Source organism: Aquimarina spinulae, assembly GCF_943373825.1.
GTDB lineage: Bacteria > Bacteroidota > Bacteroidia > Flavobacteriales > Flavobacteriaceae > Aquimarina > Aquimarina spinulae.
Map to the genome: position 1 here is coordinate 732,493 of NZ_CALSBP010000001.1, position 12,697 is coordinate 745,189.

Annotated in this window: 12 protein-coding genes; 5 read left to right on the plus strand and 7 right to left on the minus strand. The window is 29.8% G+C overall.

The window, feature by feature from the left end:
- The first annotated feature begins 46 nt into the window (after positions 1 to 46).
- Together NNH57_RS03370 and NNH57_RS03375 are read left to right on the plus strand one after the other, a co-directional pair.
- Positions 47 to 436 (plus strand): hypothetical protein, encoded by a 390-nt coding sequence (locus NNH57_RS03370; protein ID WP_108808689.1) that lies wholly within the window; start codon positions 47 to 49, stop codon positions 434 to 436.
- Positions 437 to 525: 89 nt separating this feature from the next.
- Positions 526 to 1,635: a DEAD/DEAH box helicase gene (locus NNH57_RS03375; RefSeq protein WP_108808690.1), complete on the plus strand. Its 1,110-nt coding sequence runs from the start codon at positions 526 to 528 to the stop codon at positions 1,633 to 1,635.
- Between the two features lie 42 nt (positions 1,636 to 1,677).
- Here the strand turns inward: NNH57_RS03375 and NNH57_RS03380 are convergent, their stop codons facing one another.
- From NNH57_RS03380 to NNH57_RS03395, 4 genes are all read right to left on the minus strand, one after another.
- Positions 1,678 to 2,055, minus strand: a complete 378-nt coding sequence (locus tag NNH57_RS03380; protein WP_074410166.1) for a response regulator — start codon at positions 2,053 to 2,055, stop codon at positions 1,678 to 1,680.
- Entirely contained in the window at positions 2,052 to 4,256 is a 2,205-nt protein-coding gene (locus NNH57_RS03385; RefSeq protein WP_074410167.1) for a PAS domain-containing sensor histidine kinase, read from the minus strand. The genes NNH57_RS03380 and NNH57_RS03385 overlap by 4 nt, the downstream gene beginning before the upstream one ends.
- A gap of 480 nt (positions 4,257 to 4,736) precedes the next feature.
- The gene (locus NNH57_RS03390; RefSeq protein WP_108808691.1) at positions 4,737 to 5,684 is read right to left on the minus strand and encodes a YeiH family protein; all 948 of its coding nucleotides are present in this window, start codon (positions 5,682 to 5,684) and stop codon (positions 4,737 to 4,739) included.
- A 79-nt stretch (positions 5,685 to 5,763) separates the two neighbouring features.
- On the minus strand, positions 5,764 to 6,660 hold the full coding sequence (locus NNH57_RS03395) for a LysR family transcriptional regulator (protein WP_074410169.1): 897 nt from the start codon (positions 6,658 to 6,660) through the stop codon (positions 5,764 to 5,766).
- Positions 6,661 to 7,183: 523 nt separating this feature from the next.
- Here NNH57_RS03395 and NNH57_RS03400 point away from each other — a divergent pair.
- Positions 7,184 to 7,855, plus strand: a complete 672-nt coding sequence (locus NNH57_RS03400; RefSeq protein ID WP_234423413.1) for an SGNH/GDSL hydrolase family protein — start codon at positions 7,184 to 7,186, stop codon at positions 7,853 to 7,855.
- 19 nt (positions 7,856 to 7,874) lie between these two features.
- Here the strand turns inward: NNH57_RS03400 and NNH57_RS03405 are convergent, their stop codons facing one another.
- Complete coding sequence (locus tag NNH57_RS03405) at positions 7,875 to 8,957, minus strand: sensor histidine kinase (protein ID WP_074410170.1); 1,083 nt, start codon at positions 8,955 to 8,957, stop codon at positions 7,875 to 7,877.
- 1 nt (position 8,958) lies between these two features.
- Positions 8,959 to 9,750, minus strand: coding sequence for a LytR/AlgR family response regulator transcription factor (locus NNH57_RS03410; RefSeq protein ID WP_074410171.1), 792 nt, complete (start codon positions 9,748 to 9,750; stop codon positions 8,959 to 8,961).
- 280 nt (positions 9,751 to 10,030) lie between these two features.
- Here NNH57_RS03410 and NNH57_RS03415 point away from each other — a divergent pair, with 280 nt between their 5' ends.
- Both NNH57_RS03415 and NNH57_RS03420 read left to right on the plus strand, forming a co-directional pair.
- Positions 10,031 to 11,269 (plus strand): YncE family protein, encoded by a 1,239-nt coding sequence (locus tag NNH57_RS03415; RefSeq protein WP_108808692.1) that lies wholly within the window; start codon positions 10,031 to 10,033, stop codon positions 11,267 to 11,269.
- 1 nt (position 11,270) lies between these two features.
- Positions 11,271 to 11,711, plus strand: coding sequence for a GNAT family N-acetyltransferase (locus NNH57_RS03420; RefSeq protein ID WP_108808693.1), 441 nt, complete (start codon positions 11,271 to 11,273; stop codon positions 11,709 to 11,711).
- 164 nt (positions 11,712 to 11,875) lie between these two features.
- Here the strand turns inward: NNH57_RS03420 and NNH57_RS03425 are convergent, their stop codons facing one another.
- The gene (locus tag NNH57_RS03425) at positions 11,876 to 12,634 is read right to left on the minus strand and encodes a BRO-N domain-containing protein (protein WP_108808694.1); all 759 of its coding nucleotides are present in this window, start codon (positions 12,632 to 12,634) and stop codon (positions 11,876 to 11,878) included.
- Between the last annotated feature and the right edge of the window lie 63 nt (positions 12,635 to 12,697).

The window sequence follows — 12,697 nt, forward strand, 5'->3', positions numbered from 1 at the left end:
TTTGAATTCAGTTATAATTACTCATGGTCCCTTAAATATCAACTGTATGAATAAACTTTTACGCTATCCTCTTATATTTGTTTTTTTGTTAATTGCTAATCTAGCTAATTCTCAATCTAGTACTACCATCAATCATTCTAATCACGAACAGGAAAATATATTTTCTTTTCTTACGGATCACCCTATTTCGATTCAAAATCATGTATTTGCTAAAAAGAAGGTTTTTTCTTATGATTTTAATATCGTAGAAACCGAAAATCATCATCTAGATCATGATCATGCTGATGAAGTAGTTTTGTTAGATATTCTATTTTCTGATGAAGGATCTGATTTTAACTGCTCTGGTGGTTTTTGCATGAATAAATCTCATTTTCATAAAAAGGGATTAAGCATGAAAAAACAACTCTTTGATTATTTTATGAGTATTGCTTGTTAATAGGATTTAACAATTAAGCTGGTTATTTTTTGATTAAGTTGAATTATGAATAGATATTCAATTACTTTTGCAACTTAAATCAGATATGTATGACGTTTTTAGAGTTAGGAGTACCCAAAGATCTTAATAAAGGTCTTAAAGAGATGGGAATTACGATTCCTACAAAGATTCAAGAACAGGCAATTCCTGTTTTAATGAGTCAGCAAACCGATTTTATTGGGAAAGCTCAAACTGGAACCGGAAAAACTGCAGCTTTTGGAATTCCGTTATTATCCCAAATTAATCCTTCTAAAAAAGATGTTCAGGCTTTAGTTTTGGCTCCTACTCGGGAATTGGGTCAACAGATAGCAAAACAACTTTTTAAGTTCACTAAGTATACAGATAAGATTTTTACCGAATCGGTATATGGTGGCGAAAAAATTGAAAGACAGCTTTCGAGATTAAAAAGACCTACACATATTATTGTAGCAACGCCAGGCAGACTTATAGATTTGATGAATAGGAAAGCGGTCGATATTTCTGAGATAAAGACATTGGTGATGGATGAGGCCGATGAAATGTTAAGTATGGGTTTTAAGAAGGATCTAACTACAATTTTATCTAAAACTACAGGAAATAGAAATGTTTGGCTTTTTTCTGCTACAATGCCGTCTTCTCTAAACGAAATTATAAATTCTTATGTTAGTAAAAGTGCAGTACAAATAAGTATTGATAAAGACGATGCAGTTAATAAAGGGATACAACATCAATTTGTAGTAGGTGATGAGGCTAATAAATTAGATACGCTTACGTATTTTCTGAAAACGCAAAAAGGGGGGAGGGGAATTATTTTTACAAAGACTAAAGCTGCTGCCCGTATACTTCATAAACAACTAAAAGCCAAAAATTATGAAGTAGGTCTTCTCGAAGGAGAGATGACACAAAAAGATAGAGATAAAGTAATGAGAGCGTTTAGGAAAAAAACGTTACAATTACTGGTGTCTACAGATGTTGCAGCAAGAGGTATTGATGTTGCTAACCTCGCTTTTGTTGTACATTATCAATTGCCGGATCAAATAGAGTATTATACGCACAGAAGTGGTAGAACAGCCAGAGCAGGAAAAACAGGTTTATCCTTAGCTCTAATAAACAAATCAGAGGTACAGGTCATAAGAGAATTAGAAAAACAACTTGGGATACGATTTAGTCAGGTTAGATAATCAAAAACTATAGTTTTTGATTCTTATTAATTCTTTCTGTAATTATGTTGTTTGCGATGTACCTATTTTTGATATTACCGATAAAAGTTGATCAAAATTTACAGGTTTAGAGAAATAATCATCAAACCCAATATTAATAAAACGTTGCTCATCACCAGGCATAGCATAAGCAGTTACTGCAAAAACAGGAATGTTTTTGAGGACATCCAGTTTACGAAATCTTTGAAGTAATTCACAGCCATCCATTTGATTAAGGCCTAGATTAATATCAACCAAAATAAGATCCAACACTTCTTCTTTCACAACTTTAAGAGCTTGTGAACCATTTTCTGCAATGATAACATTAGAATCATTTCTGGATAACATTTTATCCATTACCATTGCGTTTATTTTATTATCTTCTACGTAGAGAACATTCATAGGCATTTTGGAATTATAATATTAAATTCGGTACCCTTACCTATTTTACTTTTAACTTTTATTTCCCCTTCCAGGATTTCAATATATCGCTTAGATAAGCTTAGTCCGATACCGGTTCCTTCATATTTACGACTCATACCAATACTTTCTTGCATAAAAGGATCAAAAATTTTCTTAAGATTTTCGTTATCTATTCCAATACCAGTATCAGTTATTGAAATATAAACATTATTTTTTGAATTTTGAGACTTAACTTTAATAATTATACTTCCTTTATTAGTGTATTTAATAGCGTTATGGATAATATTATTTATCGCAGCTCTAAATAAATCTTTATCAATGTTAACCTGTGGACTGGTTTTATCGAGTTCTAATTGATAAGTTAATTCCTTTGCTTCGGCCATATGTTTATATTCTCTGTACGAAGTTTCTATGGTGTAGTTAATGTCTAATTTTTGTACGTTTATATTCTTTTTTATAGCTTCGATTTCGCTAAAATTAGATAAGTTATTGATCGTGTCCAGCAGTCTATTTTTACTTTCTTCCAAATACTCCAGAAGTTTTTCTCTTTCATCAGGTTTTTCCTCGTCTAATAAGAGTTTACTTACTGTCATTATACCATTTAGCGGAGTTCTTATTTCATGGCTAAAATTGGATAATATATTTGATTTAAGACTATTTAACTCCTGTTCTTTAATATGTGATTCTTTAATTGCTATTTCTGCTAGTTTTCGTTCTGTGATATCCAGAAAACTAACAAGAACAGAGTTTACTTTCTTTTCTTGATCAAAAACAGGAGTGTATTTGGCTTCTAACCATTGTAAATCACCCTTATGAGTAATGCGCTCTATTTCTTTTTTTACAATATTTCCTTTTAGAGCTTCATTAAATTCATGAGCAAAGGAATTCTTAAAATTAAGGGGCATAACATCTATAAAACGACAAGAAACCTGATTTGGATTTACATTAAAGTCTCTTTTTATAATTTTTACCGATTTTTCATCAGTCATTAAGATTACCCCTTTTGTATCTAGCAGAATCGTATATGCAAATCCGTTATTAACAATTGCCTGTAATCGGTTTTTACTTTCTACGATAGTCCTTTCATTAATCTTTTTTTGATGAACATCGATCAAATTACCAATCATTCGGGTTATTTCTCCCTTTGCGTTTTTTCTTTTGAAACCGTACACCTCATAATGACGATATCCTTCATTAATATGCTTAAGTCGATAATAATTATAATAGTAATTACCTTCTTGATTAAAGTTATCATGTCTCCTTTTAAGCATTTTTGCTACATCATCTGGATGTATCATTTTTCTAAACTCTTCTTCTGCTACAAAATCCTGATCCAGAGGTAATCCCAACATTTTTTTAAAATCCGAACTATAAAAAACCTCATTATTCTTAACATGATAATCAAACAATCCAGATTGTATTCCTTTTAAAGCTAAATGTTTGGTTTCTTCACTGTATTTCAACTTTTCAATGTAATTGTACCGATCTGTAACATCTGTGATAGTTCCGTTTACATATACGACTTCATCTTTATAAATTACAGGTTGTCCTACAACTTTAATCCATTTCTCATTTCCTTTTTCGGTAATAATTTTTTCTGTATACTCATAAGTGTCCTTGTCTTTGATAAGGTTGTCGAGGAAACTTTTTATTCTTACTCTGGCATCTTCGGGATAAAAACTAATTTCTTTTTCTCTTGTTATAGGAGTACATGAACTTAACTCGTTTATTAGGTAACAACCATTAGACCAGTACATTTCGTTATTCTTGGGATTAAAATACCAGGCACCTGTTTTGGCTAGTTTTGAAATGGTTAATAATGCTCTATGTTCTTTGTATTCTTCGGTAGTGTCTATTCCTGTTGCATAAATTAAATCATTATGTAGTTTGAAATCAAATTTTATAGAGACTACTCCTTGACTTTCTGTTGGAAAGCTTAATGATACATTGATAAGTGGATTACTATCAGATAAACCAGATGTCGAATTTAAAAATACAGATACATCTTTATCGATTATAAAATCGGTAACGAATTTTCCTTCAATTTTATTTTTATCAAGAGGAAATAATAGTTCGCACCTATTATTGAAAGAAATTATTTCTCCATCTTTTTTTAGAATAAAAAGAAAGAGTAATGTTTTTTCTGATGAAATTCCAAATTTTTGTAAAGTTAAAGACATACGTACTGGTTAATTCTACTTAAAGTTACAAAATGATTTGTAATTCTCTGTTTGGAATTGACGTCAAAAAAATAATTTCCCCTTTATCATAGTTAAGGTACCTCCAAACTTTGCTTGAAGTAACTTCTCAATAAAATATGAGAATGATTACAGATGTTTCTGATAATGTGAATATTAATGTTTTTATAACTCATAGGAGCGATACTGATATTTTGAAATATATAAAACAAAAATATTGGAACCTTGATCTTGAAAGATAAAGAAAAGCTCTCTAAAATTAATTTTAGAGAGCTTAACATAAACAGTAAATAGTACCTAACCGTAAAACAACCCGTTTATTTTGAGGCAGATTTAGGTACTATTACTATACCTTTCCAGATGTATATATAATGAAGCCTGTACATCTGGAAAGTGTAACATAAAAGGACTTTAATGAAAATATTAGATGCATTATTATTTATTCTCTATTCTCTGATTCATTTATAAATTAAGTATTATAAGTAACGAGATTGTTGATATGATAAACCATGTCGATATTCCTAGAACTGCGGGTTTCCATCCAACCACTTTTATTTTAGAAATAGATAAATTCATTCCTACCAGAAAGAGAACTATTACAAATATTGATTTTGAAATCGTATATATCGAATTTGTAATTGTACTAGAGATAGGTGAATAACTATTTATGATAATTACCAAAACAAAGATTATTATAAACCAGGGTATTTTTTTTGAATGGAATTCACCCTTAAATAGCAGAGAAGAAAAAATAGCTACTGGGACAATCCACAACGTCTTAACCAACTTAATGATTGTAGCTATTTTTAAGGCTTCTTCTCCGTAGATTTGCGCAGCACCAACTACTGAACTGGTATCATGAATGGCAATAGCGCTCCATAAACCAAATTGATATTCAGATAAATTAAATATGTGACCTAGAGTTGGGAAAACTAATAACGCTATTGCATTAAGAATAAAAACTATACTTAATGCAATAGAAATATCTTCTTTTGGGGCATGTATTGTAGATGCTATTGCTGCAATTGCACTCCCACCGCAGATAGCAGTTCCAGAAGAAATTAGATGTGCTGTTTTTTGTTCGACTTTAAGGGTTTTTCCTAATATAATACCAATGCATAAAGCAAAAATCACAAAGAACATGATATACATAAAACCATTTTGACCAATAACCAGGGTTTCTTGAATATTGAGGTTAAAACCAATTCCGATAATAGCAAGTTGTAGTAAAAAACTAATGGCTTTGTTATTAAATACAAGAAATCGATTCCCGAATACATTGGTAAATATAAAACCTAATAATAATGCTATAGAACTATTTATAACTGAAGATAAACATGCTATTATAATTAGAAAAAATATAATTATTCTGATCAGTCGAATCGTCTTTTCTTTCTTCAAAATATTCATTTACGTCTTGTTAATACTGGATCGTAGATGCAAATTTGAATGTTTTCACAGAATAAATTTCATTACAATTTGTAATCCCTTATTCCATTAGGTTATAATGAGCAGCAAAGAAGCGTTTTGTTTTTTCTACGGTATTCGAATATTCTCCATGTAAATTCACCATATGAAAAACACGCTTGATAGTAAAAGAAGTAATATCAATGATTTTTAATTTATTATTCATTAGCTCATCTGTAATACAATGAATAGATAGAAAAGAGTAGGAGCCCGAGTGCATTAAATATGTTTTAATACTTTCTGTGCTTCCTAAGGTCATCTCAATTGCTAATTGGCTAATATCTACATTTACATTTTGCAGAGCATCTTTTATAATGTTTCTGGTACCAGAACCTTTTTCTCGCAATATTAACGGTAGTTTTTTTAATTCTCTTAGCGTAATTTCTTGCTTTTTTAATCCGGTGTTATCTGCACTGGTGACCAAAACAATTTCGTCTAAAACAAATGTTTCGTAATGTAAAAGTGGATTAGAAGTATTTCCTTCTGTAAAACCAATATCTACCTGTTTATTAATAATTGATGATTCTATCTGTTCAGAATTGTTATTGAGAAGAGTAATGTTGGTAGTGCTGTATTTTGCTTTAAATTTTGATAATATTTTGGGCAAAATGTATTGAGAAATCGTAGTACTTGCTCCAATAGTGATCTTATCGGGGAATTTACTATTTAAAGCCAAAAAATCATCTTCTAGTTGATTATATAGATTCAGTATTTTATTGGTGTATTGTAGTAATAATTTTCCTTCGGGAGTTAAACTTATTTTATTGCCATGCCTGTTAAATAATGCTTTACCAAAATGTTTTTCTAATTCGCTAATATGTTTTGTTATTGCTGGTTGTGTGATAAAAAGCATTTTGGAAGCTTTGGTAAAACTAAGAAAATCAGCAACTTTTTTGAAAACTTTTAATCTGTAGATCATTAGACTATACTTAAGCGGTTTTTCTTTCAGTAAAAAGATGTATTGAAAAAGTAAAATTTGATTTCAATGTATTAAAACCTCTTTATTGATAGTGTTAATTATAACGTTTTACCTTGTTTATTCCCTACCAGGTATGCTAATCTGGCTTAAAATAGTAAAAAAATAACTTCATAATTTTATTAAGATACATTCCTGACAATGGATGAGAATTGTTTCTTAAAAAAGAAGCACTTAAAAACATTTAAAATTACCACAAATTTACTTCCTAGAATGCAGTTTTAAGTTAAAATCAAATGTATAGATCTCATAGGTAAAAAGGCTATTGCAATTTGTTATGGGGTATTATCTTATGTTATAACTTATTATAAATTGGTTGAGATATTAGTAATTGAGCGGTTTTAAAAATAATGAATATCAACTTGTAGTATATTCTTATCAAAAGATGGATCGTTAATATCATTCATCTCTAAAACCAGAATATTTGCTTAAACTTAGATACTCATTTGTATCCATATAAAACACAATGGTTAATAGATTTGTTATAATATTTATCGGATTATTTATAGTATGTATATCTTGCTCATCGAGTCATATTACTCAAGAATCAGGTGTCGAAAATTCTAATCAACAAAATGATAGCCGTGATATATCGGACAAAGAATATGATCTCCTATTTGTGGGTAATAGCTTGACGTATAGTAATAATTTGCCCAGATTAGTAACACAAGAAGCAAAAAGAAAGGGGATTGTGATTACGACTACAATGTTGGCTAAGCCCAATTATGCTATTGTAGATCATTGGGCAGATAAAGAGGTACAACGTCTGATTAAAACAAAGAAATATGATATTGTGATTATACAGCAAGGCCCTTCGTCTCAGGCCGATGGGAGAGAGATGCTTCTTAATTCTGGAAAAGAATATAGTAACCTATGTAATGCAAATGGTGCAAAACTGGCTTATTTTATGGTATGGCCATCAAGAATATACTACCATACTTTTGATGGTGTTATTAAAAACTATACAGACGCAGCAATCAACAATAAAGCAATACTATGTCCTGTAGGAAAAATCTGGAAACAACATTTTGATAAGACTAGCGATTTTTCATATTACAGTCAAGATCAATTTCATCCTTCTTTATCGGGTAGTAAGGTGGCAGCCAAAGTGATTGTAGAGTCACTGTTTTTGAAGTAGTTATTTGTATTGTAAAACGTTAAGAGTGCTTACCCTGTTCAAAGATTCTCGGTATTTTTATACTATTGATCACTCCAGAATTTTCATTATTTCTAATATCAAACGAATAATTACCTTGATATAAGGTGTCTACTCGTTCTAAAACATTACTAATACCATTACCGAAAACAATTTTTTCTTGTTGTAATTGTACTCCATTATTAGTTATTTCGAAAACAATATCATCATGGAGCATAAAAATTTTTATACCAATTGTAATGGTATCATGAGCATACGAAAAACCATGTTTTATAGAATTTTCTACAATAGGTTGTAAGATAAGTGGCGGTACTTTTTCGAATAGCATAAAATCGGCAATATCAATCTTAAAATTTAATTTTTCTCCAAATCGTAGTTTTTCAATATCTAAATATTTGTTTAAAATTGATAATTCTTCTTCTAAAGTAATATATTTTACATCTTTGATGCTTAGTGTTTTTCTTAGCATTTCGCTTAAATCGGCTAATGCATCTTGCGATTTTTCAATATCAATATCCATTAAGGAAGAGATGTCATTTAAAGCATTAAATAGAAAATGTGGTTGTAGCTGTGATTGTAAAACTTTAATTTTTGAATCCAGTAATTGTGTTTTTAAATTGGATTCTTTTATTTCCTGATCTTTTTGTTTTTTGAAATAATAATAGGCATATAGAATAGTGATTAGCGTGAAATAGACAAAAAAGTTAAAGTTCGAACTATAAGCCAACCTTAATAAAACTAGTTTAGTATCAATAACATCGGTATACCCAAGGACGTATTTCTCATATCCTAGTAGCAGAACAGAGCTATAGAGTGATAATAAAACTGAAATTAAAGTATGAATAATGATACTAATGGGCAGAGAGAATTTACGCATAATATAGATTCTCGTAAATATGATTGATAGTATAATAAATATGAACTTGGTACCATAATTAAATAGATAATTCATGATAAGCCCAATCCAGGTAAATGATTTAAATGAAACTCCGCTTATTTTTTGAAAAAGAGCATTGACAAGACCAAAAAGACATGCCAAAATATAAAACAGAACTATAAATCTAAAAAGTTTTTTATCTAGCATTTTAAGAATTCTTAATATCAATTTTCTTTAAAAAAGATGCTTTATACGTTTTTGTTAAAGAGAACGATTTTTCATCATTCATGGTAATACTATAATCTCCCATACCTTCTCCTATAACCTCTTTAATTTCTTTCAATCTAACGATAGTTGACCTGTTTATACGAATAAATTCTTTTGGATCTAATTTTTTAATAAAATCACTCATAGAGATACGATATACATGCTTTTGACCCGAATACGTGAAAATTTCGGCATAATACGCAGATGAAATGACATATTTTACATCGCTGGTTTCTACAAAATAATACTTCTTTCCTAGTTTTAAAACAATTCTTTCTAAGTAAGTGTTACGTTCCTCTAATATGCTTGTTTCTTCATTTTTCAGAAATTGAATCAAACTACTCATTTTTGAAGAAAAGACTTCTTTTTCATTTATTTTAATACGATTGATGCCTCTGTGTAAAGCTTCAAAAAATCGATCTTTTTTAAAAGGCTTTAATAAAAAATCAATTGCTTGCACCTCGAATGCTTTAACAGCAAAACTATCAAAAGCAGTTACAAAAATAATAGTGGGGGTATATTCTGGATGCACTTTTTTTAGTACATCAAAACCAGTCATATCTGTCATTTGTATATCTAAGAAAACAAGATCGGGTTCTAACTCACAAATATATTGTATGGCTTCCTTACCAGATGATGCTTCAAAAATAGAATCGGTTACTTTGGCTTCGATAATTAATTTTAAAATCCTCTTTCTGGCCAAAGCTTCATCATCAACAATAAGTATTTTCATAATAATGGATCTAGGTAAGTATGTAGTTTTATTAAGCCGTTTATAATTTAAACTTTTAATTCGTAGTATCAAATCATTTTTTAAACACTTCGAAGTATAGAACTGACTGTAAGTAAACGAAACATTTACCAAATTGTCAAAAAAATGATATTTATGACCTATTTCATGATATTTTTACTCGATTTTTTACATAGTAATTTATCATATTTGATGTATAGACTATCAAAAAATAACTTCTAAAATTAATAGAAAGTGTTTTTGCAAAAAAAACAAAACGATCATGAAATTTAAAATACTCATAATTTTTCTTTTGGTAGCTTTAACTGGCTATACACAAAACTTAAATGAACTTTATAAAAAAAGTATCGAAGCGTATAAGAATAAAAATTTTGAAGCCTTCGAAAAACTTAATTTAGAAGCCTTAGAGTTACATCCTTCACAGCCTACCATATTGTTTAATTTGGCAGCTTCTTATTCCCTTAATAGTAAGAATAAACAAGCTTTTGAACTTTTGAGTAGTTTGCTAAGTTGGAATGCCGAATTAAAATTGGAGGAAGAAGATTTTAAATCTCTATTAGAAGAGAAGAAATTTGCAAATGACTTAAAGAAAAAAGCTTCCTTTTTTTCAACTCAAAAAGAATCAAGCTCTATTCTTTTTGAAATATCAAACAAATACCATGTCGAAGATGTTGTGATGGTGGGAGATATGGCTTATCTAACAGATGTAAGAAATGGATTTGTTATTAAATATAATCTAAAAACTAAAAAGTCTGAAGAACTTCTATCTGTAGCAGGTGCTGCTTTCGCAATTATAAAAGGAGTAGATAAAAACTCTATTTGGGTGTCTTCCTCTATGTTTCCGAACTATAGTAAATATAACAAAGAGCAAAATAACAAATCATTTGTGTATAAGATAAATACCCAAAATGGAAGCGTAATTAATAAAATAGAAATACCAGAAGAAGCTGTTATTGGGAGTATGGTTTTAGCTAAAAACAATAAAATATATGCTACTAATTCTGTATCCCCAAAAATATTTGTAATAGATGCCGATAAAGGAGTGCTCGAAAATTCTTTTGAAATAAACGAAGCATTTAATTTACAAGGGGTAACTCTTGATCATACGCACCAACATATATTTATAGCCGATTATATAAAAGGGATTGTGAAATTGAATTTAGCTGATTTTTCAGATAGAATATGGTATGAATCTAAAACATATTTATTAAAAGGTATAGACGGTTTAAATTATATTGATGATGCTACATTAATAGCCATTCAAAATAATTCTAATCCTAAAAAAGTAATACAACTTACTACAGATGCTAATAAAGTAACTAAAGTCGAAATTTTGGATAATGCATTGCCGTATAAAGGAGAACCTACTAACGGTAAATTTTATAAAGAAAAAGGGTATATTTATATTTCGAACAGTCAATGGCCTTTTTATGACAAAAAGAATACCCCGTTAGTAGAGCAATGGGAGCCACAAAGAATTAGAATTTTTAATCCTTTCTAAAATGCTTGAAGAGCAAATTATTAGATATACAGAAGAACGGTTACCCGAACTCAAGAATATATTTTTTCTAAATGTTCCCGAGTATTTTGCAGAAGAAGAATGGGATGACTTTACAGAGTATTTAAAACTACATAGTACTACATATTTTCTTGCAAAGAATGAAAATGCGGTAATTGGTTGTGGGGGGTATCATAAAAGTAATGATACTACTGCAAGGCTTTCATGGGATTTTATTCACCCAGATTTTAAAGGTAAAGGTTTAGGAAGAAAAATTATCTCACACTGTTTAGAAGAGATAGACAAAGACGCAAATATACATAATATTGAGGTTTGGACTTCGCAGCTTGCATATCAATTTTATGCAAAATTTGGATTAAAAACGTACCATATCGAAGAACATTATTGGGGAAAGGATTTACATCTCTATAAAATGAAAACGTAACCGTTGATAAAACTCCTTTCTTTAAGAGGAATTAGTAAATCATTAAAAGATAACCAATCCATAATTAACTTGGGAGTGAAAAATGTCTTAATAAAATACCTTAGGAACAATTTAGAGAACTTGTACTGTTGCTTATTTTGCGAATTGAAATAAATAGTGCCATATCAAGTTTCTGATCCGATTAATTTCGGAAGGTACTTTAATGCTTCTTTGTCACGACTTTTAAAATAGGTATATGCATGTTCGGGTAACCAATGCTTGTCGACAAAATCTATAAATATGGGAAGCAAATGATTCCTGTATTGTTTCACTTCTATTTCTTTACCAGTTGGTAATCGATGAAGATACGTTTTAAATTCACGATTATATTGTGGGAACTTTTTTTCAAGATGTTTTTCAAAATGAAGAGAAACACTAATGTCGGGTCTTATTTCTTTACCATCTAAAGCTTTGTTGGGTAATATATAACCTTCTTGTTCAAACCGTCCATATAACCTAATAAAAAGTTCGCTTAATATCGAAAAATAGCCAGAAGATATACGATCCCAATTGTCATTAAACCGAATTACAAAATTGGGTATTTCTAGCCGCTTTGTAGTGTAATATCCTCTAATACGTATTAGTGGTAAAACCTGATTAGTAACCCATTTTCTAAATTTTTTAGCACTGTTTGTTGTGCTTTTAAAAATTAAAGAATACAAACCACTTTCAGAAATCAGGTTCGCATTTTTTTGAGTTCCATTATAAAATATTTCGGTAGCAAAACGTTCTTCTATATCCAGTGTACTCCAAACTTCATCTGGATTCCCTAACTCCAGTACTTTCACTACTTCATCAACAATAAACCAAATTTGATTATTGATTTCTACAGACGTTAGCTGCTGAAAATAATTAGTTTCTTTTTTTACGATTTCTGATTTCATTACTGTGGTTTTCCAGAGAAATAAAAATAATAGCATATATCGTATCTCACAATGATAATTGTC